Below are 25,749 nucleotides of genomic sequence, written 5' to 3'. Positions count from 1 at the left end.
AACAGCGACTTACATCACACTATGTGGCACCTAAATCAAAAAAATGTAAAAGAGGTCGACACTCTTACTTATTGCCGATTTTCTCAGTCGACAGCTGGCCATATAAGGCTTACTCGCAAACCACCCAAGCGTTCCGACTCATCCAACCGCAGACCAAGATGGTGCCACTGGGCAATACGCTCAACGATGGCCAAGCCCAAACCATGACCGCGGGAATAACTGGTTGCCTGGTTGCCGCCCTCGCCGCGATAAAATGGTTGCAACACACGGGCGCGCTCAGCCGGTGGAATACCGGGGCCATCATCTTCTATTTGCAGATGCAAATGCCCATCCACCAATTGCATACCGATTTGCACTGCACCACCACCGTAACGCAACGCGTTCTGCAGTAAATTGTGCAGCAACATTGAAAGGTATTCCGGGTCGGCCTGTACGATTTGATTTTGCCCTGAGGTGGCAACAAACAACTCCACCTGGCCGCGATAAAAATCATCGCGCAGCCGGTGTACAAAAGCCGCGAGCTGAATCGACTGTGGCGAGAACACAATGACGGCCTGCTCCAGCCGCGCGTAATTCAGTAGCGCTTCTACCAGCGATTCCATCGCAATCAAATCGCGATTCAAATGCGCCAGGTTTTGTTGTTGCTCCGCGGTTAAATTTGCCTCTTCCAACACATCCAACCCAAAACGCAACCGTGCCAACGGCGTACGCAAATCATGTGATAAGCCGCGCGACAATAATTTATTGTCGGCAATCAATTGCTCAATGCGCTGCGCCATGCGATTAAAATCTTGTTCGATGGTATGGATGTAAGAGCGTCTATCGGCCGCGATACGCACCTGCAAATCGCCCGCGCCAAATGCTTGCGCGGTTTTGCGCAACAGTGCGAGGCGACGCAATAATGGATACAACCAGATCAACACCATCACAATCACACCGCCGTAAAACAGCAGAGTTAACAGCCAGCGTAATGCACTGTCGGTGTCTTGCCGCAATTCGTCCGGTAAGGTGAGTGACAAAACCTGTTGCTGCCGTGCAAGATAAAAATGCAGCGTAAGCTGATCACCTGATTCAAGCAGCAACGGCGCGCCGGTTTCAAAATTATTTTTCACATCATCAGGTAATGGAAAATCGACATAGGCTGTGAGCTGCGGTTGCAATTGCGATTCTGTCAACCAGTAATGATATGGCGCACCGATATCAATCAGTTCCGCTACTTCGCGCCCGAGCATTTTGTATGCGCTGACCGCCGGGTCTTCCATATCAACAAATTGCGCGCTATACCAGCGATCAATTCCCCAGCCGAACCCGACTACAGCAGTAATAACAACAAGCAATAACGAAAGGGTTAGACGCTGCACCATTATTCCCAAGCTTCAGGTGAAAACAAATAGCCTTTGGACCACACAGTTTTGATACGGTACGGCTGCTCGGTATTGTCGAGTAATTTTTTGCGCAAGCGCGAAATGCGGATATCAATCGAACGATCAAAGCCGTCATATTCTATGCCGCGCAATTGGTTGACCAATTCTTCCCGGCGAATCACTTGCCCGGCGTTACTTGCCAACAACCAGAGCACATCAAATTCATTGGCAGTAATGGGCACGACTTCATCGCGATAAAAAACGGTTTTGGCATCGCGCAGGATTTTTAATTGACCAAAGCGCAATTGGCCCTCTTGCGGATTTGGCTCGACAGGTTCGCGCCGCAACAATGCTTTAATACGTGCAAGTAACACGCGCGGGCGCACAGGTTTATTTAGATAATCATTTGCACCTAATTCCAAGCCGAGGATTTCATCCGCTTCTTCACCACAGGCAGTGAGCATTAAAATAGGGCCGGAATAAAAGGTGCGCAATTCGCGACACAAATCAAAACCATTTTTGTAGGGCAACATGACATCCAGGATTATTAATTCCGGTGGTTGTTGTTTAACACTTGTGAGTACCTGGTCACCGCGATCAATATGGTTCAATTGGTAATTGTGGCCGCGCAAATATTGCAGTATCCACTCAGCCAGGGACACGTCATCTTCCACCAATAAAATGCTGACGGGGCGATTGTTGTATTGCTGTGTTTCCGGATTCATCACCATACCATTAAAAAATTCGCCAATGGGTTTTACGACGGCTGCTGGATTTATATACCCAGGCCACTTCGATTGTCGTTTCCGCAACACGCACTTTGGTGCGGCTATTGATCAATTGCAATTGCACGGGAATCTCGCTTGCAAATGCATAAAAATATTCGCCCTCCACTGCGCCTTGCCAACAGTGCAGCGGAGCATCTGCCAATTGTTGGTAGATACAATAATCATCCGATCTTTCTGCACGCCATAACAACTGCACATTCTGGTAACACACCTGTCCTTGATGGAGCGCGACACAACGATTAGGTTTGGATTGCAATAAATTGGCAGCAGGTGCTTTCGCTTCGCCTGAGCTTGCATCCTCCGCACTTACACCACTTGCTACCAACAACAAGGCCATAAACCATAATCGCCTTAGTCGTTGCTGTGGGCGAACTGCACAATAATCCATTTGCATCTCCATCACTAAAACACATAGCTGATGGCGGTGGCGATCATCTCGCTGTGATCATCCAATATTAATGGACTGCGAGCGACATCGGATTCCAATTGGATGCGCCGAATAAAGCCGCGAAACACCCAGCTTTCACTGATCGGATAAGTTGCACCGATTTCGAAAACATATGACATGCCACCCGGCGCATTAAACTCTGAAAATTTATCCGATACCTCCTCCGCTTCAATTGAATAGTAATAATCCGTTACGTCTTGCGTGCGATAAGTCGCGCCCAGAATCGCGTGGTAATTCCAATTGCGATGTTGCCAGTGGCGCGCCAATTTCACCGAATACAATTCGCCTTCGTGGGTGCTCAAAATATCTTTCAATGCATGCACTTGTACGATGTAATTATCCAGATAAGCAGTGCCGCGCGGCCCTACTAAAAAATCAAACCGGCGGCGGTTCAAGCCACGATAATCCTTACTGATATCTTCATCCATTTCATCGTGATCGGATAATCCCACCACATCCACAGCCCAGCTATCACCGTTATAGAAATTATATCCCAGCGTAAATTCCTGCAGGCTTTGGGAGAAGGCTTCAAAAAACCAGCCGTTATATTGATAACGCGCACTGACATCCACAAATACTTCTGTGTGAATTTCACCTTTCTCATTGCCTTCCGGTTCACCATAGATCGGACTGGTATAGGTCATAAGACCACCACCAATCTCCAGATAACCGCCATTGCCCGAGTCGGGGCCAGACGCACCTTTGCGCACATCAATAGACAGATCGCCGGCGACACACACCAAAGGGAAGCAGAGGCAGGCAACCACTAATGAACGCAAAAAATAGGGCATAACCAAAAAACCTGTAACGTAAAAATTGTTATTTAAAAAATAAGCGACATACCCACCGCAGGAATAACACCCAAACCAACCTCATCTTCCAATTTAAAATCCTGAAGCGATCGGGTGCGTTTGTAATCGAGTTTGCGGTCGGTAACGTTGCGTCGATTAAGGGCGTTGAGAATATCAATATTGTAAGTGCCGGGGTAACCCCAAAGTGTCATTTCCCGTTTGAAGCGCAAATCGAGGCGCGCATACATGGGCAGGTTTTCCGAATAGGGTTCGCCGTACACCGGCAAAATACGGTTTTCAAAATAAGGATTGGGTTGGACGCCAATAATAGGCGTAATCGCGCGACCTGATTGCAAGGTTAAACGAGTGCCTACATCCCACTTCTCGCTCAATTGATAATTCACTACCCAATTCACCACCAACGGTGTATCCAGGTAATAATCCTGTTTAATCTCAGTGAACTGATTGGTGCGCGTGCTGCGCGATGCACTGATCGCCAACCAGCTGTACCAACGGTCAGTTAAACCTTTGTTAATCAATAAATCCACACCATAAGCCTCGCCTTCCACATTGTTGGTATACAGCGGTTGGCTATCATCATTGCTGCTGCCAGCGAGCGGTAAATCGCCCATGGTTTTATAATAGGCAGTAACCGACCAGCTCCATTCATTTGCCAGCTCTTGTTTGATGCCCAGGGTGTAATGATTGGATGTCGGTGATTTCAATTCAGTATTGCCAATTTGCGGAAAGGTTTTATCGATGTCCGGTAAACGATTGTAAGAGCCGGCCGATGTATTGAGTAACCAGTTATCGATAAATTCCCACGCAATTGCCATACGCGGATGGGTGAATGTTTCGCCGGTAAAATCGTTGTAATGGACTTGTGCTCCTATATCCAGCGCCAGTGCATCGGTAATTGCCCAGTGATCATTTAAATAGGTTGAATACTCGCGAATGGTGACGTGATCATTTGCCGCTACCAATTCACCGCGACGCAATTCGCAGTCCGGATCAAACTCGGTACACACATAATTAATAAAGCGGGCGTCGTAACTGTATTGCGTTCTATGGCCTTCCCCTCCCATTGAAATGAAATGGGAATCGCCCAATAGGGTTGAGTAATTCATTACGGCGTAAATATCTTCTGCGGTCATATCAAAGAAATATTTATCGCTCCCCCAGAAGGTATCATCATTTTTTTGATAATGGCCGATTTGCAGATCCAACTCGCTGCCGGCGCCCGCCACAAATTGCCAGCGCAGGCTTTGGCTATTAAACACATTTTTAATTTTGGCATCACCGGCAAAATCAGGTTCCTCCATCACTTCGGTTGAGAGTTCGGTAAACTCCGCCGCCGCCAGGTCAGTCGCGCCATTGGCGCTCAGGGTAAGTTTGTGGTTGTCGCCAATGCGATACTGGTATTTAAATTGGTAGTCAGTATCTTCGGGGGCATCCTGCACTTTAATACCGTCTTCTTGTTCGGCTTCGTCGGTATCAAAAAAGTATTGCAGTAAACTGCCGCGCCCCGACAAATAAAAGGCGGAGTTTTCACTGACCGCACCCTCGACAAATACTCCCGCCCGCAGGATGGAAATATCCACCCTGGTTGTTAAATCCTGCGCTTTGGGATCGCGCAATTTGATATCAAAAATACCGCCGATAGCATTACTGTAGCGCGGCCCAAATCCGGCAGAAAATAATTCAAAATCCTGGATAATATTTTCATTAAAGATCGACGTGGAAAACGCATGGAATACGTAAGCGGCAGGCGCACCATCAACAAGATAGCGATTATCGCTGGGCGATGAACCGCGCACCGCCGGTGCACCGCCGCTATCGCCTTCGCCAATCACCCCCGGCAAGCTGAATACCGCCATTAGCGGATCGCCCAATGAGCCGGGAACATCAATAATTTTTTGCGCGTTTTCGGTAATCACCGAGTAGTCGCTCTTACGCCCCAACACCATGACCTCTTCCACGACCGGTTTGGCTGGCGTGGCGTCATTGGCGATAGCAGATAACGAGAGCAGTGCGAGGAATAATCCGGGGACGAATAAACCGGGGGAAGTAAGCAGTGGGATACGCATGGCAGTTTCCTTTTAGGCCGGGCGCCTGTGAGTGACAGGTAAATAAAGTGCACAGCCTAGCAATAGCTTGCCAGCATGGGTGTAACAGTGCGAATACGTCTGTATCAATCTGTAACAGGATGATTTTTCGATTTATTGCCAAACCATTCCGATCTTGCAAGCGAGTTAGCAAAAAGGTCTAAAGAAGTCGCTGCCGGGTTTCCTAAAGCGCCTATACTCTTTACAAAATAGGTATGGACCACGATGAAATTCCTCAAACCTGCCACTCCATTAACATCTATTAAACCGGCGCGCATCAAGCCCTGGAAAGTCGCGATTATCGATGACGAAGAACAGGTGCATGCGGTTACACAGTTGGTTTTGAAAAACACTCAGGTGGATGACCAGCCAATCACCTTTCTCAATGCCTACAGCGCAGAAGAAGGGCTGCGTTTATTTCAGGATCATCCTGATATCGCCCTGGCGTTTGTTGATGTGATTATGGAGAGCGACGATGCCGGTTTGAATTTAATCCACCACATCCGCAACCAATTGGAAAACCACGCAACCCGCATTGTATTGCGCACCGGACAGCCAGGCACCGCGCCGGAAGAAACCATTATCCGCACTTACGATATCAATGACTACAAAAGTAAAACCGAATTAACCGACACTAAATTAAAAACCTGCGTCTACTCTTCCATCCGCTCCTACCGCGACATCATCACCATTGAAACCAGCAAGCGTGGGATGCAAAAAGTGATCGCTGCATCTGACTCGGTTCTGCGCAGCCAAACCCTGCATCAATTTGGCAACGCTATCCTCAACCATACGGTGCAATTGCTCAATATCAAAACGGCGGAGATGTATCTGGTCAGCCAACATGTAGATTTATTTGGCGATACCGAATTAATCCTGCTTGCGGCTACCGGCGATGAAGTCAAACTCAATACCGAGTGGGATACCGACATACTGCCGGCTGAAGTGAAAAGTGCAATTATCGATACGCTGAAAAATAAACAATCCACCGTGACTGATGATGTATTTATCGGCTATTACCACACCAGCGAAAATACCCGGAGCGTGCTCTACACCCGCTTTCACGAAGAGCACAATTCACTACAAGATGAAATCCTGAAATTATTTGCGGCAAACATCACGTTGATTTTTCAAAACCTGCACAGCCGCGAACATATACAAGAAACACAAATTGAATTACTGCTGGTATTGGGCGATGCAATTGAGCAACGTTCCAAAGAGACCGGCTCCCACGTGCGTCGCGTTGCCTTGATGTGTGAATTGATGGCGCTCAAGCTCGGGCAAAGTAGCGAATACGCCGAGATACTCCGACACGCATCGCCACTGCATGACATTGGCAAAATTGGCATTCCTGAAACCATTTTGCACAAACCGGGAAAATTGGATGCCGATGAATGGGAGATAATGAAAACCCATGCACAAATTGGTTACGATTTATTAAAAGACTCCACCCGCACCATCGCCAAAATGGGCGCACGCATTGCACTGAGCCATCATGAACATTGGGATGGCAATGGCTACCCCAATGCCTTAAAAGGTGAAGATATCCCACTGGAGGGCCGCATAGTCGCCATCATTGATGTAATTGATGCATTGGGCTCCGAGCGCGCTTATAAAAAGCCCTGGCAGGAGAACGATATTATCCAATACATCCGCGAGCGCAGCGGCAAACAATTTGATCCCGCGATGGTGGATGCTGCACTTGCACTGTTTGAAAGTTTCAGGGAAATACGCAGCAACCTGCCCGATCATATGTAGCACTAAATAATGTATTTAATTCTCACTTAATAAACGATCCATGAATAAAGCCATCTATTATGCCCAGAACGCTTTACGATATTTTGCTCGACGTTTCCAAATCCGCCATGATCGACGAGGGCGACTTACAAACAGCGGGGCTGCTAATCCTGACCGCTGCCATCCACGGTTTAAATATTAATCGCGCAGGTATTTGGTTACTCACCGAGGATAAAACGGCTATTCGAGGAAAAATGTTGATTGATGGCGACAATTGTATTGTCGATAGCGACTTACAGTTAGCACGCGCGGATTTCCCGAATTATTTTGCCAGCCTGGATACCGAGCGGGCGGTAGTCGCCAACAATGCCCATGAAGATGAAAGCACCGCAGAATTCCGCACCCGCTATTTAATCCCTTATGGCATAACCTCCATGCTCGATGCACCAATTCGCCATCGCGGCCAAATGCTGGGGATTATCTGCTGTGAACACCAGGGGGATATGCGCCGATGGACTAACGAAGAGGTTGCTTTTGTCAGCGCACTCGCCGATACCTATGGCCGCGCCATCAGCGCAGCACAACGCAATGATTACGAGCGGCAATTAAAAGAGGTTAACGAGCAACTCGAACAAAAAATTAATGACCGTACCAACATCCTGCAAGATGCACTACGCAATTTAAATCACACCCAGGCTAAATTAATCGAGAGCGAAAAACTCGCCTCACTCGGTCGTTTGGTATCGGGACTCGCACATGAAATCAACACGCCGCTCGGCATCTCGGTTACCTCTTCAAGCCATTGCGTCAGCGAATTGAGTCGGATTAAAAAACGCTATCAGGATGGCAGCCTCGATGAAAATGAATTTGCGCAATTCCTGACTGAATTGGATGACGGTTTGGATTTGATAAATAGCAACCTCAACCGCGCCGCAACACTGGTACAAAATTTTAAATTATCCGGTGCTATCCACACAGCCAATGAAGAGGAACAATTTGAATTGCGCGCCTGTATTGACCTGACCTTAAAAAGTTTGCAGCCGCTGCTGAAAAAAAACCAGATCGATTGCGCACTCGAACCCGGCGCTGCCATTACCATCAACAGCTATCCCGGTGCCATAGCGCAAATCATTACCAACTTGATCACCAACTCCATTCACCACGCCTTTAAACAAACCACTGACAAAAAAATCCGCCTGCAACTTATCGCAACGCCAGAAAAAATTATCATCCACTACCGCGACAACGGCTGCGGCATCGCCGACGATATACGCCCCAAAATTTTCGAACCCTTCTTCACCACTGCTCGCCGCACCGGCGGCTCCGGCCTGGGACTTTCAATCGTCTACAACCTGGCGACCCAAAAACTCGGCGGGGAAATCCTGCTTGATATGGATCAGAGCAATGGGGCGTGCTTCCACATCTGCATTTCTACATGCTCCTAACCTACTCTATTAACGAAATACGCGCCTCCGCATATGCAAATTGGATCCAGGTGGATTTGGGTAGGTCTCAATATCATTCCGATTGAGTAGATTGAAATCCTGCGCGCGGAATATTATCCGGATTTCGGCGATACCCTGAATGACTGACGGACACGGCAACGCTGGCATCTACTACCCTATCCGCCTACAATTCCCACCTTTGCCTATGTATGGCCAATTGTGACCCGAGAGCCATGAGTTCATCGCTGATTCCCGAACGCCCGCTGCTGATTTCGCCTTCCCTCGCCGCCACTATCGGGCTGGAAGAGGCGTGTATGTTGTCGATTTTGGGCGATATGGCGGCCTATTTGCCGCTCACGCCCGCCAATGGCCGCGAGTGGCTGGATTTGGAGGAGAGCCAAATTGCCCGCGCCATGCCGTTCTGGACTGATTATGATGTGCAGCGCATTAGCCGCAACCTCCGCGACAAAGGCATTATCCTGCTGACTTCCGCGCCCTATGTGGAAAGCCATCGCCTGACGCTTGCATTTGATGAAGCCGGTAAAACCGATAGCGACCCGCTATCCCTGTTAACCCCAATGCTGCCGACGATCAATACCGGCGCCACCTTGATTGCACCCTATTGGCAGCCAGATCAGGAATTGTTGCGGCAGATCGCCCAGTACAACATCCCCGCCGAATTCGTTCGCCAACAAGTGCCGGAGTTTGTGACTTACTGGCGCGAGCGCGGTGAAACCAACCATTCATGGGGCGCAAAGTTTTTAAAAGATGTGCTGCATAAATGGCGCACTTACGAAACCCAAATCGCGCGACAACAACGTGAAGACCAGGAGCGACAAGTGCGCGACCGGGATACGGAATTCCTCAAGCGCGATTTGGAAACCGCCATGCACAGCCAGTGGCGCCCAAGCAAAGATGCACTTGAAGTATTGGTCAAGCACGCCAGCATCAGCCTCGCGTTTGTGGAAGATTCAATTCCGGAATTTGTAGTGTATTGGCAAGAGCGCGGCGAGGTAGGTCGCACCTGGAACAGCAAATTTATCCAACATGTAAAACGCCAGTGGATGCGTTACAGCTCGGCATTGGAACACGACACCGAGCCCAAACGCATCCCGGAGAACTGGAACCCCAGTAAAGATGTCTACGACGTTTTGAAACTGGCAAATATCGATTTGAAATTTGCGCAACAACAAGTAACCGAATTCGTTTTATTCTGGCGCGACAGCAACCAGGTTTACGCCAGTTGGAACACCAAATTTTTGCAGCATGTGAAATATCACTGGGCCAAACAACACGCATTAACAACCGTCAATTCGCAGCAGGTTAATCAGCATGCAGGACAGCAACTCCCTCATTCATCAAGTCGCACAAGAGATAGCAGCCTCGCAGAACAGCTCAACGACCGCAGTTGGGCAAGCTGATCACCAGCAACGCGCAGAGCAAGAGCACCCTGCGCCGGGCGATGGCCATATCGATGCAATCAACCAGGTATTTGCGCTCTTCCGTATCAATTATCACAACCAGTATTACGCGGGTTTTAAAGATACGGAGCTGCTCAATCAAGCCAAACGCTTGTGGTTGAATTCGCTCGCGCAATTTGCGCCGGAAACGATTCTGCGTGGCGCGCGCACTGTTATTGAAGAGTCAGAATATTTACCCACACTGCACCGTATGATTCGCGCCTGTCAGGGCGATCCCGGCAAACTCGGTTTGGTCGATGCCCATCAGGCATATGTGGAGGCCTGCCGCGCCCCCAGCCCCAAAGCAGCATACAACTGGAGCCATCCGGCGGTGTATCACGCCGGTTGTGCGAGCGATTGGTATTTTCTCACCACCAATCCTGAGAAGACTGCATTCCCGATTTTCGAGCGTCACTATTTGAAATTGTGCGAGCGAGTGATGAACGGCGCGGTACTGCCCGCACCTAATGTTCCGGCATTACCCGAAACAATCGAAACACCGCTCAGCAAGGAAGAAAACGCCAAGCGCATGGAAGATTTACGCAAGCGACTCGATTTATAAACTAAATCTTTGTATTAAAACTCCGGCTCCACTACCACATTTATTTTTTCTGTTTATTTTTTGTACCCGCTTTATGCACAAAAACATATTACAGTGGCTGCCCGGGGATTTTACTGGCCGCTTTCCCTTTGGCAACCTTAGCGCGTTGGGGGTAGCTCGCGCTTTGCCGGGGAGACGCAGCCATTGGTGCTATCAGGCGGGCTGCGCTATAACACGAAGTTAAGAACTTTAACAATGTTGAGGAGTCACTTACGGCATGGTGGCTGAATTGGGTAAGTATTCCGGCCGCGGCAGCATCTATATTCATGAATTACGCACCGTTATATGCACTAACAATCTGGAATAATGGGTAAAGCAGTTAACAATCACGATAAAAACCAACGTAGCAAGGAATTTTTATGTTTAAACGATTGGCACTACTTATCAGCGCGTTAGGCGGCATCACCAGCCTGGGTGCGCAAGCACAGACAGAAGCAGAAGCTCCGCTGGTCTTTAATGTATCGGGGCAAGCGGTCTATACCAAAATCAAAACCGGAGGCGAAAGTTTTTCGCCGTCATTATTCCAACTTACCGCCGGTGCTGAATTTACCGATGGCTTACTCGATGGAATAGGCATCCAGGGTATGGTGGCCGGACCGATCAATGATGACAAAGCAGCCAACGTGACATTGGAAGTTTCCCAACAAACCGGCGTCTATATAACCCTCAGCAATCCCGAAACCGGACCGGAAGATTTAAAAGTCAGTATTTTGCTGGGCTATGCATCGACCGAAATTGAAACTGTTGTGCCCAATCTCAGCGCGCAAAATAAAGATACATTCTCCGGTTTTAGCTACGGAATCACACTGAAAGACCAGGTAGTCACCGGCAAACCTTTCTATTGGACTCTCGATTACATTCGCTACTACAAAGACGACAATTTACGTGTCGATGGCCTCGGCCTGGGAGTTACTTATGCGTTCTAAAGGAATTCATTATTCATTCGCACTACTGTTGAGCGCTGGTGTACTCGGCCTTACTGGTTGCGGCGGTGGTGACGGCGATAGCGCAGGGCTCTCGCAAACCGTTGATGCGGGCAAAAATGGCGTGATCGAAACTGCTATCGCCGCTAACGATGGCTACGTCCATATCAAAGGCTCTTATCAATTCAATTTGATTGGTAAAGATAAGGACGGCAAAGAAATCAACCTGAACAACAAAGCCACCTGGACGCTCAGTGATAAAACCCTCGGCTCGGTCAAAAATGGTTTATTCACTGCGGCAGGAAAAACCGGCAGCAGCTTAACCTTGACCGCCGCCTATGCGGGCATAGTAAAAGAACAATTGATTACCTTGTCGGATGCCAATTTGACTGGCATTACCATTAGCCATGCAACCGGTTTTGTTGATGTCTGCAAAAACACCCGGTTCATTGCAAAAGCAACGTTCAACGATGGCAAGGATTATGAGTATCCGCTGACATGGACTGTAGATGCTACAAGCGCGGGATTGGCAAGTTTTGCCGATGCGACCAAACCTGAGTTGAGCACCAGGAAAAGTGGCGAAATTAAAATTATTGCGACAGGAAAAGACAATGATGATAAGACAGTTCCATCAAACGAATTGCCATTCTCCATTTCCAAAACATTGACCAAACTTACACTGGCATCGAATAAAGATCTCAGTATGCGCCAAGGACAAACCGCAACAGTTGCTGTTACTGCTGAATACCAAGATGGCACCACTGCAGCTATTACGCCGAACGCTTCGCTGGTCAGCAGCAACGCCAGCGCACTCACCGTCAACGCCGCTAGCGGATTAATTACTGCTGTAAGCGGTAGTCAAAGTGGTACCGATGTGACCTTGACGGCAACTTGTGATGATACAGTCCAGACACTCACTGTAAAAATCCTGAAACCGGAAATAAAAACCATTGAGATCGTGAGTGCGAACTCCGAAACAGCGACAGAGAGCTTGTCGGTTTCCATTGGCAATTCGATCACACCGCGCATTAAAGTCACCTATGCCGATTCAACGGTGGGTTCTGAAATTTATACCTCCAACGATGTTGCATGGGCGATTGATAATCCTTCATCAGAATACGACACCAGCAACATCAGCATCGATACCGCTACCGGTAAATTAACAGTTGGTGAAAACCTTAGCCTTGTGCAGAGTTTAACGCTCACCATCAGCGCTCGCATCAAAACATCCAGCGGTGGTACTGCCACTGGCAGCGACGGAACAGAACTTAGAGACACAATCAGCATCACCATCAATCGATAATGATATCAACACAAGCTATCGATAAAAAAACAGCGGCTATTGCCGCTGTTTTTTACACATTCCTGCTAGCGAATTAAAGGTGCAACACACTTACTGCACTGCGCGGATCTCAAAAGGAAACTCCGCAGTCTGCTGGTCACGCGCAATACTGAACTCAATCGATGCGGGGCGTTGTTTCACTGGTAACTCAACCTGGCTAACGCCATGATTACTGCGTAATTCGGCCGCCTGGCTTATCACCGCACCATTATCATCCAATGCAGTAATCGCCATTAATTCAGAAAAGCTGCCGTGAATATCAAATAGCAAGCGGCCGGCTTCCCAACGCGCCAATTTTAATGATGATCCGGAACCGTTCCACTCCATTCCGAATTGGAAAGGTATTGGAATAGCAATGGGTTCGCCCGGTGCTAAAAATACCAATCTCCCCCAGAGAGCTACCGTATCGCTCACGCCTAAGTCTTGCTCGCGCAGCTCCAATTGCCCACGCAACCAGGGCTGGGCAGGATCAGGGCGATACCCGTCTTCGCCCCATGAGCCACCTTGGTGCTCAAGGGATACTGGTACCTGAATATTAACCGGATGCAGATTACCCGCAGCATCTTCCACTTCAGTAATAACCAAGCGCACCGCACTCAGCTGACGGGTCAACGGATGCTGGTTGCGTAAATATATGTCTGCAACCAGCAGCAACTTTTGCTCAAAGATATTCAGTTGGTTTACGGCAATCAATGCAGGCCCTGCCACTGTGGTTTGCTGTGGTGTTTGGTAGGGATATTTTACATCCGATGGAGGCGGGTCCTGCTTCAAAAGCTTTAATTTTTCAGCACTTAGCAATTCAGGCACGGGCTTTTCCAGTGCAAATATTTTTTCCGGCGGCTGGATTCTGCCAAAACTAAATGCATAAATGTGTTTTTCCAATTTACTGGCAACAATTATTTCTGCGGCAGCCACATTGCCCTGCACATCAATCTTGCTGGTCGATCCCGAGCTTAAAAAATTCTCCCCGCGCTGGGTATTAATTGTGGCAAGGACTTTAGAATCGGCATTAAGCGCATTTACTTGTACCAGCGCATCAACATTGCCTTCTTGTTGTAAATACAGGCTGCTAGCTCCCGCAGAAAAAAAGCGCAGTTGCAATCCATTACTGTTAATTAATTTCCCCGCCAGCGGCGCATTTACTATCAAACGCTCAACGTTTGTTGGCAGGCGATATTCAATCTCACCTTTAATTGCGCCCACATTGGAAAGATTTATATTTTCCGGAAGCAGGATTTTTTTGGTCCCCTGAATTCCGAGATAGCTTTGGGCTTGCCCCTGATCAAAAAAAGAACCTTCATAAATAACATTTACATTGGTAGCCTCACGTATGCCATTTGAAGCACATGGAGTATTGCCGATCAGCGATTGATCCTGATGATCAACAATATCGGTAATTCGCAATTGAATGGCATTGGCCTCCCTACCGAGATTAGGCAAGTTAAATGCGTTTACATCAAGGTTGATAGCAATGCCCTGCACCGTTGCCTCGATGCTACTAATTCCCACCCCAAACGGGCCAGTTGCCGCTTGCGCGGTAAAGGAATTATTTAAATGTTTGTTTTGTGCGAACTCCGGGATTTGGGTTGATGCCAAATCATTAAAAGCGCGTGGCTTTTCGTCGATGCGCTCCCGCTCCTGCGTAGCAGCAGGCGCACTGGTATTGATAGGAAATGTTTGGGCAAATAGCGATTGCCCCCATATATGCAACTGTTTTTGCACCTGCTCATCAAATAAAACAGCTGCACGCAATTGTTGGTCTGTTTGGTTTAATTTCATTCGCTCATAAAGCGGTAATGTTTCCGGCCAATCTTTTACAATCGTAGTTTTTGCGTTGGTTACCATTTGTGAAATAGTATTGTTGATCGCATTAATAAATTGCGATTCAGCGCCGACGAGCACAGCGGAAAATTCTAATGCAGGAGGCAATAACCGTGGCGCCAGACCGATATAAATACCTTTTACCGGACCAGCATCTATTGCAAGTTTATTAAATGCGGTAGCAACTGAGGACTCATTAAATTGCGAAGGATTGAATAGTGCCAATGTGAGCATTTGTCCAGCACTGATGCGCTGCCAATCCGACAAATCCATTCCCGCTGAAGCAGCAGCATCCATACGCCCGCGAAATGCAGCAACGTGTTCAGGCGGGCCGACCAGAATCCGGTCGGATTCAACTACAGCCATCATGGGCGATTGTTTTTCGCAAGTATTTTTATCTATTGCAGAAAATACAATGTGCTGTGGCGTATCTTCATCAATCGAATAACTTTTTTTTAGCCAGGCGCGCACTTGTTCAGCATCAAATTTACCACTTAATACCCAAAGCGACCGGGTTTGATCATTAGCGCGATAGCCCGCAATCCAGACCTGTTTTAATTGCTGTGAAATATCGACACCGGATTGTTCCAGACTGCGCCAAAAATTCGTATCGGGTGCAGGCAGGTTTTTCAGGCCAGTGTCTTTTTGCAATACATCCGGCAATTGTTGCAGGCGCAGTACATCAACATATGCCAATGCAAATAGCGATTCAGTAGCCAGCGCAGCAACGACCCTATCAGCGTGAGGTGGCAGACTCGCCGCCGTCCACAACGGACGTTTAAGCCAAAGAATAGTAGAAGCAGTAAGCGCTATCGCTAAAACGATGACCAACATACCCCATAAAAATGTTGACTTATGCCAATTAACATCGACATGTTCTTCATCTGGCGGAATGTCATTTTCGTCATTTTTTTCTGTCAGCTCTAACGAGGCATTATTACTTTCTACTGATTCGCTCTCAGGCTCCGGTTTAACATTTGGCTCTGTTTGCAGTTCAGGTGAATCAGCGTCATCAGGTTGAACAACAGAATCGACTTTGATGTCGACTTCGGAATTAATTTCCCCATCATCATTTGAAAGTATAGGTTGCCCAACAGAAACCTCGGCAACAACCGGAGCTTCTGCTTTATTTGACAATTTTTCTGTTATTTTTTCTTCTTTTGCCTGCTCTTTTAATGCAGTTTCTTTTTTATCCTTTACCGCTGACTCAGCCGGCTTTTGTACAACTGGCGCTTTATTGGAAAGCAATTCTTGCTCAGGTGATTTAATCTCAGGATCAGCTATTGGTTTGACGATAACATTTTCAAGCACAGGTAATATTACAGCGGAAGGACCGATATCAGTCGCTTCTTCACTGACAATTACCTTTTTAACCAAAAACTGACGCGCTGGTTCCTCTTCATCCAATTCGTCTTCCAGACTGTGCAGCTCCAACTCCAATTCAATTTGGTCCGCAATATTATCAACGTCGGGAGCAGTAATATTGACCACATCCAGATAGACGCCCGCGTCCAAAAACGCTGCACACCATTGCTCCGCTTCGGTATCAGTTTCAAGGATTTTGATAACACTGGTGCGTCCGGATAAAAACACCAAACGGATAGTTTTCGGTTTTAACTGGAGCAATTGCGCCAAGTTACCCAGGATCTGATCTTCATCAAACCCCGCAACAAATTGGCTTTTATAGATAAGCTTGTACACAAAAACCCCTTCAGTTTTCAAAGCTATGCTGTGAATCTTATTTGTATTTTACGGAAACAGCAGACTCTGAAAGCACCAAAAAAGAAGCGCTTTGCAGCGATGTTATTTAACAAATGAAAAAATAAAACATTACCGCACTAAAGAATGCAAGCGACAAACTCATTCATCTTGCACAAAACGCAAACCGACCCCCGCAGGCTCTACGCGCACAACTTCCATTTGCAACACGGGGGCATCATCCATCAAACCTTGTACCTGCCCCCTAAGCATTGTTCCGATTGGAGGAATATGCTCGGGCTCTAACACCACAAATACACCGCCGTCAGAAATATCGCGAGTTTTTACCAGCAGCTCACCAACAGAATCGTGAGTGATTTTAATTCGGCAAGCAAAAGCAGTGCGCACATGGCGACGCTTGTCTTTTGAGCTCATGCAAACTCCTGCGTTATTGTTGTTGCATTCTTGTGCGTTTTATCGGGTACAAATCCGGTCGAAAATCAGGGGCAGACACCCGCCCTTAATTGCGCTACTTATCAGTCACTTCGGCTTTATCCACCTTCTGGAAACCGCGAGGCAGTTTATTACCACGGCGACCGCGCTCACCTTTGTAATGCTCCAGATCGGAGGTCTTCAACGTGATGTGGCGCTTGCCAGAGTGAAGTGTTAAGTATTGTCCCGGGCTGATGACACTCACCGACACCACGAACTCTTCACGTGCTGCTGCGAGTGCAGATGGAATGTTCATAATCTTGTTACCCTTGCCCCTTGCCAATTCCGGTAACTCGGTAACCGGGAAGACCAACAGGCGGCCATCGTTACTGACTGCAGCGAGCAACGCTTGCTCAGGATTATCAAGCAATTGTGGCGGCAAAACCAGCGCTCCTTCAGGTAAAGTTAACAGCGCTTTACCGGCTTTATTTTTACTGGTGAGATCCTCAAGTTTGGCAATAAAACCGTAACCTGCATCCGAGGCAAGCAGCACGCGCTGCTGATCAGTACCCATCAAAGCACCGTCAAAGGTTGCACCGTTGGGTGGACTGATACGGCCGCTCAATGGTTCGCCCTGGCCACGCGCCGACGGCAAATTATGCGCAGGCAAGGAGTAGCTACGCCCGGTAGAGTCGATCAGGATCACCTGCTGATTGCTCTTGCCGCGCAATGCATATTTAAAACTGTCGCCCGCTTTGTAACTCAGTCCTTCCGGATCTATATCGTGACCTTTGGCAGCGCGGATCCAGCCTTTGTCGGAAATCACCACGGTAATCGGATCAACACTTAACAACTCGGTTTCAGTCAAGGCTTGCGCCTCAGCACGCGCAACAATCGGTGAGCGTCGATCATCACCAAAGGCTTCGGCAATTTGGATCAACTCTTTGCGCACCAGATTTTTTAATTTCACTGCTGAATCAAGGATTTTTTGCAAGCCATCGCGCTCTTTTTCCAACGCTGCTTTCTCTTCAAGAATTTTCATCTCTTCCAAGCGCGCCAATTGGCGCAATTTGGTTTCAAGAATATATTCAGCTTGCATCTCAACCAGATTGAAACGCTTCATCAAGACAGGTTTGGGATTATCTTCTTCGCGAATAATGCGAATCACTTCATCAACATTGAGGAATACAATCATCAATGCAGCCAAACGCAGCAGCCGCTCCTCCACTTTTTCCAATCGATATTGCAGACGACGACGGGTAGTGACCGTTCTAAAGCTCAACCATTCGCTCAAAATTTTGGTGAGCGATTTCACTGCCGGGCGACCATCGATGCCGATCATGTTCATGTTGACACGATAGGTACGCTCCAACTCGGTAGTGGCAAATAAATGCTGCATTACCTGTTCAATATCGACACGATTGGAGCGGGGAATGATAACTAAACGTGTAGGATTTTCGTGATCGGATTCGTCGCGCAGGTCGGCAACCATCGGCAATTTTTTTGCCTGCATTTGCGCGGCAATTTGCTCCAGGATTTTTGCACCGCTGACCTGATGCGGCAATGCGGTAATAATGATATCACCCGAGTCTTCATCTTTTTGCCAGACCGCGCGCATGCGCACACTGCCGCGCCCGGTTTCGTACATTTTAATCAGATCTTCGCGCGGCGAAATAATTTCCGCCTCGGTGGGCATATCCGGTCCTTGAATAAACTGACATAAATCCTGCACGCCAGCTTGCGGATTATCGAGCATATGCACACAAGCATTCACCACTTCACGCAGGTTATGCGGCGGAATATCGGTCGCCATACCCACAGCAATACCGGTGGTGCCGTTTAATAAAACGTTGGGGACGCGCGCAGGCAATACTATCGGTTCTTCAAGCGTGCCATCGAAGTTAGGCTGCCAGTCGACAGTGCCCTGCCCCAATTCCTCCAGCAGAACCTCGCTGTATTTAGTGAGGCGCGATTCGGTGTAACGCATCGCGGCAAAAGATTTGGGATCGTCAGGCGAACCCCAGTTTCCCTGACCATCGACCAGGGTATAACGATAGGAAAATGGTTGTGCCATTAGCACCATGGCTTCGTAGGAAGCCGAGTCGCCGTGCGGGTGGAATTTACCAATCACATCACCCACAGTACGGGCAGATTTTTTATATTTCGCGCTGGCCTTTAAGCCCAATTCACTCATCGCATAGACAATGCGGCGCTGCACTGGCTTGAGACCATCACCAATATGCGGCAGTGCGCGATCGAGAATGACATACATGGAATAATCGAGATAGGCTTTCTCGGTGTAATCTTTGAGCGCTATACGCTCATCGGCCTCGGGCAGGGTTATTTCATCACTCATTGAATATCCTGAAAATACAAAATTCAGATTAACTTTTGTCGGTATAAATCGCTAAAAAGGTCACCATAGAGCAGCAGTATTAGCAAAAATAATACCGCGTGTTTTTTAGCCCTGATTAATTATTAGCGTTTTGTAGCAGCCAATGGAATCGAACCTTTTTCATTAACACGTAAAGTTGGTAACCAAGCGCTAAAATCCAGCTTGGCTGAAAAATTATAATTTACCGTTTCTTTCACACCATTACGACTGAAATGCTCAATCAACCGCACCAGTTGTAACACATTGGCCGTGACTACCACTTTTACTGGCGTCTCTTGATAAGCAGCGAGCGTTGGCAACTGATTGCTCACGCCACTTAGCACATCAAAGTTTTCGATACCGACAGTGTAGGAAATTCCGCGCAGTGTTAAATCGCGATCATTGGGATTGGCTATCAATAAATTAACTTCTATCGGCTGGGTTAGGCCTTGTGCAGGTAACAATTGTAAGCCGGCTACTTTTACCCTGGGCTGTTCCAATTTTGGTTGGAAACTGGAACAACCGGACAAAACCAAACATATGGTTATAAAAAAACTTACAACCAACCGATTAATATTTATTGCAGAATGTATTGTTAACATTCGATGCAAAATTTCCCGTGCACAAAAAATAATATCCATTGTAATCTCCCTTAAAAACAAAAATGTGAATAACAGCACTTGCACATTAACTGCTATGTGGTCTAATCCGCGCTCTTTTTACTGACTATTTGTCTTTAACCTTGGACAGCCAGTTCGCTACAATATGCACATGCCTTGGGTACAATAAGTATTTCGATAAATAAGTAACCCGGTAAAACAAATAGACTGAATAATTGAATCTGCAAAAATCTGGCTGTATTTTATTTAAATCTCATTGGGAGTATGGCTTGCTGGAATTCAAATAGTGTTTTTAATTTCCGGCATTACCCGACCATTGATGGTCAGCTTACAAGTTTTATAAATGTTTATCTGACTCTATTTTATGCTTAATCCGCCCAGTAAAACACTAATCGATCCGGACGAGTTATTTGGCTGCCGGGATATTCGCTTTCAAGATCGGCGCGACTCCCGGTATCCGCAATTGCTGCGCCTGTGCGCCGATTTTAATTTTTCAGTGTTGCAGCTACAGCGCAAAATCTTCAGTCATATCACCCGAAAAATGGTGCCCAGCCCGCTTGAATTTGTGCTGGCGATCCATGATGAGAGCACCCAATACTGGTACAGCGTGACACCGGGTTTTGCCAGCTTAAAAATGCTCGACGAATACACCAAGCACCATGAAATCGACATCTTGCATATGCATTTATTTGGCGATGAGGACGAAGACTACAACCAATTTAAAGAGAGCGGCTTTTATTGATAGACCTTACTCGCCCATTTCCAGTTCAAATTCTTCCAGCAAATCCAGCGGCTCCAACTCCTCACCTTCCAGCTCGGCATTCCAGTTAACACCGACCAGCAATACATCTTCATGCATACCCGGCAGCCACTCTTCAAGGAATTCAAGCAGGTCAACCGCCACCGCTTTATAGCTTTTCCAGTCGTCCTGGCAATGCGCTTGCGCAAAACTTTCCTGCGACCAGAAAGGCATAACATCGACATCATCATGGGATTCAGACGCACTCAGCGCCCAACCATCCGGCCCTTCAAGCCCCCACACACAACCCAACTCCATGGCCTCCACAATAAAACGGTCGAGATTTTCGGCAGGGTCGTCACTGAGCGGATCGATAGCGATAATGTCATTCATGCTAAAAGCCTTTGGTGTTTATAAACAGAGGTGTGCGCCTTCAGACTTGAGCCAGGCACGATCTGCCTTGAAGGTTGGACAGATACTGGCAACCAGCGACCAAAAATCGACACTGTGATTTTGGTGGCGCAGGTGACTGACTTCGTGGGCGACAAGATAATCGACTATGGCTTCCGGGGCTAGCAGTATCTGCCAGTTGTATTGGATCGCACCGCGGTTGGTGCAATGCCCCCACTTTGAACGGGTGGCCTTAATGCTGACCTGCGAGCAAACCAATCCCATCGCTTGAGTTAGCTCAGCTGTTTTACGGGTGAGGATGTTGAGTGCCTGCTGTTGATACCAGCGACTGAGCAACTGGCGAATTTGCGCTTCATCGCTCATGCGCGCGCGAGTCGAAAGAATGACATGTAATTGCTGGTCGATACGTGCAATCGCCGCACGCGGACCGCGCCCGAGCACTAATGTCAGGGCCTCATCCATAAAAGGGATCTCGCTGCCCTGCGTATAGTTGCGCGGCTCAGGCCGGGTCGCCAGCGTTTGTTGTTGCTCGCTAATTTTTTCCCTGACCCAAGCGGCTTTTTGCTGCAAGAATCCCATCAATACTGACTGTGCGACACCGATAGGCGCTCGAATAACCACTTGCGCCTGCCGGATTTCGATACTGATACTGCGCCGCCGCGCCGAACGGGCAACACTGAATTCAAAACCTAAATCAGGTTTTGGCGTATCTTTTTTCAAACCGAACCACTCGGCCATGCTTGAACCTGCTTTTCACTGCACTATGAATATCGACGAATATCGACCGGAAAATATGGGGGATAAACAGAAAATAGCGCAGCAAGTGCTGCATCATCCGGGGAGACAAAGATAACACAGGTTGAATGATGCGGTTTTATGCGCAGAAGATTTTATCGGCATGATCGGCTAGTAGAAGCCGAGCGTGTGATCCTTGCGCGCGACATAGACAGACGTTATACCCAGCTCCATGCGCCGGGCAATCGCCGCGTCGGCTTTCAAGGTGCCATCGCGGAAGTTGGCGAGACCATCGTAAAACATCGCGGTAAAAAAATCGGCATCAGCATCGCGCGAAGTGAACACTTCAATCCTGCACATACTGGTATGGCAACTGATGCTATTCACGCTAACCCGTTGCAATCCTTGATGCTGCGAGAACATGTCGCGCAGTGCCTGCTCGTGTACACCAGCCCAGGCCACATCAACCGGCTCCCGCTCAAACATTGCAGTGGCTCGCTCATAAACGCCATTTTCTACTTTGTGCACGGCAGCGCGCGCCGATTCCGGGTCCAATCCAACTGGCTCGGCGGGTATTAAGGAAGGGGATTCGGATACGTTATGAACAACGTGATGCTTGGTATTTTCCGACACAACAGCTTTTGGATGAACAATGGTTACGGCTGGATTTTCAGGCATAACGCCTGAAATATCGTGCGAGGGTTTATTAAATTGCAGATAAGCCGCGAACATCAGTATCGGCAATACAACTAAAGCTGACCATAAAGGCAAAGGACGATTGGAATGTTGTCGATTCACAAAACACCTCAAACGCTAATCAGAATAATCAACAGGAATCTCGCGATTCCTGTTGATACATTCAATCACTGTTAAACAGAAAAAATCGCAGTGATTAACGGCAAGTGACCGCTGGAGTCTCTGTGCTGCCGCCATTAGTATTACCCTGGAAGCCGAATTCAGCGACTTGTCCTGCCCCCAAGCTGCCATTCCAACCGACGTTAGTGGCAGTGTATGGATTGCTGCCGGTCAGATTGGCATTCCATGAACTGGTAATGCGATTGCTGCCCGCATATTGCCAAGTCGCCGTCCAACCGGATATAGCACTGGTGCCCGTGTTGGTTACGCGAATGACACCCGTAAATCCCGTACCCCAGGAGTTGCTGACAACGTAAGTACAGCTCAGCCCTGCGTTATTGGCGACGCTACTGGATGCTCGACTGGAAGCCGGTATGGACGACGCCGGAATCGAACTGGGAGCAACGCTTGAACGGCTGGACGAACCGGGAACCACACTGGAACGACTCGACGAGCCGGGCGCTACACTTGCACGGCTGGATGAGACCGGGGCAACACTTGAACGACTGGAGCTTGTCGCTACCGAGCTATTTCCGCCACCGCCAATTTGCACATCAATACAACCGTGGAAGCGCTCATAGGTTGGCGGTTCACGCCCCCATTCGGCATAAATCACATGGCGACCACTACGCGCTGGCACCGTACAAGTCGTGTGGATATGCGCATTGGCTTTTTCGGCACGCACATTCGGATAGGCACCAGGGTTGTCATCGTTATAAGGCAAATCACAGAACGGTTGATCCTCAAAATCGGCCCAAGTCAACTCGCGGCCAACTTGATAGACAAACCCGGGCTTGGTAATCCAGTAGCGGAAGTCCGAAGTGTCATCAAAGTGAGGACCATTGCTGATATCCCAAGAAAATACCTGGGTGCCTGAATTAATATTATTGACCGGCCAATTAATAGAATTGTCCCAAGGGGTTTTTCCACCTTGCCAGGTTTCACTGTCAAAGCCGCAGACATTTTTGGAAACGGGGCCAAGCACTTTGCGGCCCTGATGGTGGTTCAACACACTCATGTAGGAATAACCACCATTGAAATCACTCGCAAAGGCATCGCCACAAACAGGATAAGTAGCCGTACCGTTGAGTACTTCATCAGGCTTGGTCACCTTGCCGCAAAAATAATTGCGCGCGCCGGGGCTATCAACAAAACCGTGACCGAAACTCAGTGCAGAAAAGGCCAATAATACTGCGCCCAGCCCGCTATTTTTGATAAAAATCTTATTCATTATGATGTCCTCACTTAACCGGATTTAAAGACGATTCCCGGATTCGGGAATCACCGTCACCATCAGGCATACCCTTATTGAAGCGCGATTACCCGGCAGAATAAAAAGTAATCATTGCCTCGGGCATCCCGGGGGGCGATGCACAATCAGAAGTCCAGCGAGTGCTTATGAACCGCAAAATCATAGGAGAGAGCACAAGAAATCTTATTATTGTTTTGTCAGCTACCAGCGCTGAATCACTTCAGTAGTAGACAAGTGGACAACCGAATGGGAGATGTTCCGCCCAAGCGACAGCGCTGTCAAATCAATAGCGAAAAATGACGCCATTTAAAAATAAAAACTGTGATGATCACCCATAAGCTGCATATTGAGATGACAAACAAACCAAATGTTAATGTGCGTTTATCGAACTGGTTGCGAAAGAGCTTCTTGAAGCATCATCGAAATTACCGGAGTAATTGGCGCCCGTCACAGAGGCGTCCAATAAGATCCGTACAAACAAGGTTTTACCCTGCTGCGGATTGGTAATGCCGACCACATAATAACCCTGCCCATTTTTATGAATATGCGCTGCAGTTTGCGGCAGGTTACGCCAGCTTTTATCCAGCGTTTGCAGACCAAATGGCGGCGGCTTGAGGGTGTAGTCGTGTGTTGTGGCGAGTGCTATTTCCACTGCTTTTTTCATGCTGACCGTTGCGTGCTCATGGCCTTCATGTGCTAATAAAATCGGCGTTGCCAATAAAAAGAATGACGCATGGATAAGCTGAGCGAGGCCTTTCATTTTTATCTCCTGTCGTTGTTGATTATTCGCCCGGCTATTCGAGCAAAGTTCAGCAGAGAATTGTACGATCAAGTTGGCAGAATACCGCGATTAATGATGATTCCCCCCAAGCGCGGGGAGTTTGTTAAACTGCCCCTCCATATTTCCAGGCAGTACTCTGCCAATGCAGGGATCAATAACAATACATGAATGACAAACTCTTTATCCGCTTGCAACACCTGGTTCCGCAACATGGCCTGTCACGCGCCGCAGGCTGGTTAGCGAGCACCGAAAATTCTTTCCTGAAAAATACATTTATCAGTTGGTTTGTAAAACGTTACAACGTCGATATGAGTCTTGCACAGGAAGAAAATCCGCTCGCCTACGCCTGTTTTAATGATTTTTTTACCCGCGCATTGAAACCCGATGCGCGCCCGATCAACAGCGAAGCCGATTCTATTGTCTGTCCCGCTGATGGTGCCATAAGCCAATTGGGTCCAATCAAAGATGGCCGGATTTTCCAAGCCAAAGGACAAGATTACACTACGCTGGAATTACTTGGCGGCGATGAAGCCCTCGCTGCAGAATTTGCCGATGGTGCTTTCGCTACGGTGTATTTGTCGCCGCGGGATTATCATCGCGTCCATATGCCTTACGGCGGAAAGCTGCGCGCCATGGTAAGCGTTCCCGGCGAATTATTTTCGGTCAACGCTGTCACCGCCGAAAACGTGCCGCGCCTGTTCGCGCGCAATGAACGCGCAGTAGCGATTTTTGATACCGATATAGGCCCTATGGCAGTGGTATTAGTTGGCGCCATGATCGTGGCGGGAATCCAAACTGTATGGGATGGTCAGATAGCACCTTTTGCCAGCCGCGATATCGCAACCTCGCTCTACCCTTATCAAAACATCACACTGAATAAAGGTGATGAAATGGGCCGCTTTAAATTGGGCTCAACAGCAGTCATTTTATTTGCCCACAATAAAATGCAATGGGATGCGAATTATACTGCTGGAACACCGACCAAAATGGGCGAGCTGATGGGCAGGAAAATCTAGCGCCTAGCGCC

The 25,749-nt window shown here is 48.1% G+C and carries 22 protein-coding genes; 8 read left to right on the top strand and 14 right to left on the bottom strand.

Annotation, left to right across the window (positions count from 1 at the left end; genetic code table 11):
* Positions 1-83 precede the first annotated feature (83 nt).
* The 5 genes from AC1RJL_RS12885 to AC1RJL_RS12865 form a co-directional block, all read right to left on the bottom strand.
* Positions 84-1,364, bottom strand: a complete 1,281-nt coding sequence (locus tag AC1RJL_RS12885; RefSeq protein ID WP_492914600.1) for an ATP-binding protein — start codon at positions 1,362-1,364, stop codon at positions 84-86.
* On the bottom strand, positions 1,364-2,089 hold the full coding sequence (locus AC1RJL_RS12880) for a response regulator (RefSeq protein WP_492914598.1): 726 nt from the start codon (positions 2,087-2,089) through the stop codon (positions 1,364-1,366). The genes AC1RJL_RS12885 and AC1RJL_RS12880 overlap by 1 nt, the downstream gene beginning before the upstream one ends.
* A gap of 10 nt (positions 2,090-2,099) precedes the next feature.
* Positions 2,100-2,489 carry a DUF3019 domain-containing protein gene (locus AC1RJL_RS12875; protein WP_492914596.1) on the bottom strand — a complete coding sequence of 130 codons (390 nt, stop codon included), beginning with the start codon at positions 2,487-2,489 and terminating at the stop codon, positions 2,100-2,102.
* A 65-nt stretch (positions 2,490-2,554) separates the two neighbouring features.
* The gene (locus AC1RJL_RS12870; protein ID WP_492914594.1) at positions 2,555-3,391 is read right to left on the bottom strand and encodes a MipA/OmpV family protein; all 837 of its coding nucleotides are present in this window, start codon (positions 3,389-3,391) and stop codon (positions 2,555-2,557) included.
* 32 nt (positions 3,392-3,423) lie between these two features.
* On the bottom strand, positions 3,424-5,478 hold the full coding sequence (locus tag AC1RJL_RS12865; RefSeq protein WP_492914592.1) for a TonB-dependent receptor plug domain-containing protein: 2,055 nt from the start codon (positions 5,476-5,478) through the stop codon (positions 3,424-3,426).
* 243 nt (positions 5,479-5,721) lie between these two features.
* Here AC1RJL_RS12865 and AC1RJL_RS12860 point away from each other — a divergent pair, with 243 nt between their 5' ends.
* The 6 genes from AC1RJL_RS12860 (at position 5,722) to AC1RJL_RS12835 (ending at position 12,965) form a co-directional block, all read left to right on the top strand.
* Positions 5,722-7,254 (top strand): DUF3369 domain-containing protein, encoded by a 1,533-nt coding sequence (locus AC1RJL_RS12860; RefSeq protein WP_492914589.1) that lies wholly within the window; start codon positions 5,722-5,724, stop codon positions 7,252-7,254.
* Between the two features lie 59 nt (positions 7,255-7,313).
* Positions 7,314-8,678 (top strand): sensor histidine kinase, encoded by a 1,365-nt coding sequence (locus tag AC1RJL_RS12855; RefSeq protein ID WP_492914587.1) that lies wholly within the window; start codon positions 7,314-7,316, stop codon positions 8,676-8,678.
* A 233-nt stretch (positions 8,679-8,911) separates the two neighbouring features.
* A complete protein-coding gene (locus tag AC1RJL_RS12850; protein ID WP_492914586.1) occupies positions 8,912-10,099 on the top strand; it encodes a DnaT-like ssDNA-binding domain-containing protein in 1,188 nt (395 codons plus the stop codon).
* Positions 10,011-10,700, top strand: coding sequence for a replication protein P (locus AC1RJL_RS12845; protein ID WP_492914584.1), 690 nt, complete (start codon positions 10,011-10,013; stop codon positions 10,698-10,700). The genes AC1RJL_RS12850 and AC1RJL_RS12845 overlap by 89 nt, the downstream gene beginning before the upstream one ends.
* A 398-nt stretch (positions 10,701-11,098) precedes the next feature.
* Positions 11,099-11,665: an outer membrane beta-barrel protein gene (locus AC1RJL_RS12840; protein ID WP_492914582.1), complete on the top strand. Its 567-nt coding sequence runs from the start codon at positions 11,099-11,101 to the stop codon at positions 11,663-11,665.
* Positions 11,655-12,965: a hypothetical protein gene (locus AC1RJL_RS12835; protein ID WP_492914580.1), complete on the top strand. Its 1,311-nt coding sequence runs from the start codon at positions 11,655-11,657 to the stop codon at positions 12,963-12,965. Before AC1RJL_RS12840 ends, AC1RJL_RS12835 begins: the two co-directional genes overlap by 11 nt.
* Before the next feature lie 90 nt (positions 12,966-13,055).
* Here AC1RJL_RS12835 and AC1RJL_RS12830 read toward each other — a convergent pair whose 3' ends face one another.
* From AC1RJL_RS12830 to AC1RJL_RS12815, 4 genes are all read right to left on the bottom strand, one after another.
* Positions 13,056-16,526 (bottom strand): hypothetical protein, encoded by a 3,471-nt coding sequence (locus tag AC1RJL_RS12830; RefSeq protein WP_492914579.1) that lies wholly within the window; start codon positions 16,524-16,526, stop codon positions 13,056-13,058.
* A 159-nt stretch (positions 16,527-16,685) separates the two neighbouring features.
* On the bottom strand, positions 16,686-16,958 hold the full coding sequence (locus AC1RJL_RS12825; RefSeq protein ID WP_492914576.1) for a PilZ domain-containing protein: 273 nt from the start codon (positions 16,956-16,958) through the stop codon (positions 16,686-16,688).
* Positions 16,959-17,052: 94 nt separating this feature from the next.
* A complete protein-coding gene (parC, locus tag AC1RJL_RS12820; RefSeq protein WP_492914575.1) occupies positions 17,053-19,311 on the bottom strand; it encodes a DNA topoisomerase IV subunit A in 2,259 nt (752 codons plus the stop codon).
* 122 nt (positions 19,312-19,433) lie between these two features.
* Positions 19,434-19,970: an LEA/WHy family protein gene (locus tag AC1RJL_RS12815; RefSeq protein WP_492914572.1), complete on the bottom strand. Its 537-nt coding sequence runs from the start codon at positions 19,968-19,970 to the stop codon at positions 19,434-19,436.
* A gap of 343 nt (positions 19,971-20,313) precedes the next feature.
* On the opposite strand from AC1RJL_RS12815, the gene AC1RJL_RS12810 reads away from it, so the two are divergent.
* On the top strand, positions 20,314-20,691 hold the full coding sequence (locus tag AC1RJL_RS12810; protein ID WP_492914570.1) for a hypothetical protein: 378 nt from the start codon (positions 20,314-20,316) through the stop codon (positions 20,689-20,691).
* Positions 20,692-20,697: 6 nt separating this feature from the next.
* Here the strand turns inward: AC1RJL_RS12810 and AC1RJL_RS12805 are convergent, their stop codons facing one another.
* From AC1RJL_RS12805 to AC1RJL_RS12785, 5 genes are all read right to left on the bottom strand, one after another.
* Positions 20,698-21,081, bottom strand: coding sequence for a DUF2750 domain-containing protein (locus tag AC1RJL_RS12805; protein ID WP_492914569.1), 384 nt, complete (start codon positions 21,079-21,081; stop codon positions 20,698-20,700).
* A gap of 18 nt (positions 21,082-21,099) precedes the next feature.
* The gene (locus AC1RJL_RS12800) at positions 21,100-21,837 is read right to left on the bottom strand and encodes a M48 family metallopeptidase (protein WP_492914567.1); all 738 of its coding nucleotides are present in this window, start codon (positions 21,835-21,837) and stop codon (positions 21,100-21,102) included.
* Positions 21,838-22,005: 168 nt separating this feature from the next.
* Positions 22,006-22,632, bottom strand: coding sequence for a hypothetical protein (locus tag AC1RJL_RS12795; RefSeq protein WP_492914565.1), 627 nt, complete (start codon positions 22,630-22,632; stop codon positions 22,006-22,008).
* 94 nt (positions 22,633-22,726) lie between these two features.
* Positions 22,727-23,920 (bottom strand): lytic polysaccharide monooxygenase, encoded by a 1,194-nt coding sequence (locus tag AC1RJL_RS12790; RefSeq protein ID WP_492914563.1) that lies wholly within the window; start codon positions 23,918-23,920, stop codon positions 22,727-22,729.
* A gap of 391 nt (positions 23,921-24,311) precedes the next feature.
* Entirely contained in the window at positions 24,312-24,701 is a 390-nt protein-coding gene (locus AC1RJL_RS12785; protein WP_492914560.1) for a DUF6488 family protein, read from the bottom strand.
* 185 nt (positions 24,702-24,886) lie between these two features.
* On the opposite strand from AC1RJL_RS12785, the gene asd reads away from it, so the two are divergent.
* On the top strand, positions 24,887-25,738 hold the full coding sequence (gene asd / locus AC1RJL_RS12780) for an archaetidylserine decarboxylase (protein ID WP_492914558.1): 852 nt from the start codon (positions 24,887-24,889) through the stop codon (positions 25,736-25,738).
* Positions 25,739-25,749: the final 11 nt, after the last annotated feature.

It is taken from the genome of Cellvibrio sp. GW822-FHT04B05 (genome assembly GCF_058800985.1).
Note: the sequence above shows the minus strand (reverse complement) of the source record. Positions and strands in the feature narration are given on the sequence as shown.

What these genes read in the sequence shown, in the direction of transcription:
- AC1RJL_RS12845 (WP_492914584.1), top strand. Translation starts at nt 10,011, where the DNA reads ATGCAGGACAGCAACTCCCTCATTCATCAAGTCGCACAAGAGATAGCA.
- AC1RJL_RS12835 (WP_492914580.1), top strand. Translation starts at nt 11,655, where the DNA reads ATGCGTTCTAAAGGAATTCATTATTCATTCGCACTACTGTTGAGCGCT.
- AC1RJL_RS12805 (WP_492914569.1), bottom strand. Translation starts at nt 21,081, where the DNA reads ATGAATGACATTATCGCTATCGATCCGCTCAGTGACGACCCTGCCGAA.
- AC1RJL_RS12790 (WP_492914563.1), bottom strand. Translation starts at nt 23,920, where the DNA reads ATGAATAAGATTTTTATCAAAAATAGCGGGCTGGGCGCAGTATTATTG.
- AC1RJL_RS12810 (WP_492914570.1), top strand. Translation starts at nt 20,314, where the DNA reads ATGCTTAATCCGCCCAGTAAAACACTAATCGATCCGGACGAGTTATTT.
- AC1RJL_RS12875 (WP_492914596.1), bottom strand. Translation starts at nt 2,489, where the DNA reads ATGGCCTTGTTGTTGGTAGCAAGTGGTGTAAGTGCGGAGGATGCAAGC.
- AC1RJL_RS12870 (WP_492914594.1), bottom strand. Translation starts at nt 3,391, where the DNA reads ATGCCCTATTTTTTGCGTTCATTAGTGGTTGCCTGCCTCTGCTTCCCT.
- AC1RJL_RS12865 (WP_492914592.1), bottom strand. Translation starts at nt 5,478, where the DNA reads ATGCGTATCCCACTGCTTACTTCCCCCGGTTTATTCGTCCCCGGATTA.
- AC1RJL_RS12815 (WP_492914572.1), bottom strand. Translation starts at nt 19,970, where the DNA reads ATGGATATTATTTTTTGTGCACGGGAAATTTTGCATCGAATGTTAACA.
- AC1RJL_RS12840 (WP_492914582.1), top strand. Translation starts at nt 11,099, where the DNA reads ATGTTTAAACGATTGGCACTACTTATCAGCGCGTTAGGCGGCATCACC.
- AC1RJL_RS12785 (WP_492914560.1), bottom strand. Translation starts at nt 24,701, where the DNA reads ATGAAAGGCCTCGCTCAGCTTATCCATGCGTCATTCTTTTTATTGGCA.
- AC1RJL_RS12880 (WP_492914598.1), bottom strand. Translation starts at nt 2,089, where the DNA reads ATGAATCCGGAAACACAGCAATACAACAATCGCCCCGTCAGCATTTTA.
- AC1RJL_RS12860 (WP_492914589.1), top strand. Translation starts at nt 5,722, where the DNA reads ATGAAATTCCTCAAACCTGCCACTCCATTAACATCTATTAAACCGGCG.
- parC (WP_492914575.1), bottom strand. Translation starts at nt 19,311, where the DNA reads ATGAGTGATGAAATAACCCTGCCCGAGGCCGATGAGCGTATAGCGCTC.
- AC1RJL_RS12800 (WP_492914567.1), bottom strand. Translation starts at nt 21,837, where the DNA reads ATGGCCGAGTGGTTCGGTTTGAAAAAAGATACGCCAAAACCTGATTTA.
- AC1RJL_RS12850 (WP_492914586.1), top strand. Translation starts at nt 8,912, where the DNA reads ATGAGTTCATCGCTGATTCCCGAACGCCCGCTGCTGATTTCGCCTTCC.
- asd (WP_492914558.1), top strand. Translation starts at nt 24,887, where the DNA reads ATGAATGACAAACTCTTTATCCGCTTGCAACACCTGGTTCCGCAACAT.
- AC1RJL_RS12855 (WP_492914587.1), top strand. Translation starts at nt 7,314, where the DNA reads ATGCCCAGAACGCTTTACGATATTTTGCTCGACGTTTCCAAATCCGCC.
- AC1RJL_RS12825 (WP_492914576.1), bottom strand. Translation starts at nt 16,958, where the DNA reads ATGAGCTCAAAAGACAAGCGTCGCCATGTGCGCACTGCTTTTGCTTGC.
- AC1RJL_RS12885 (WP_492914600.1), bottom strand. Translation starts at nt 1,364, where the DNA reads ATGGTGCAGCGTCTAACCCTTTCGTTATTGCTTGTTGTTATTACTGCT.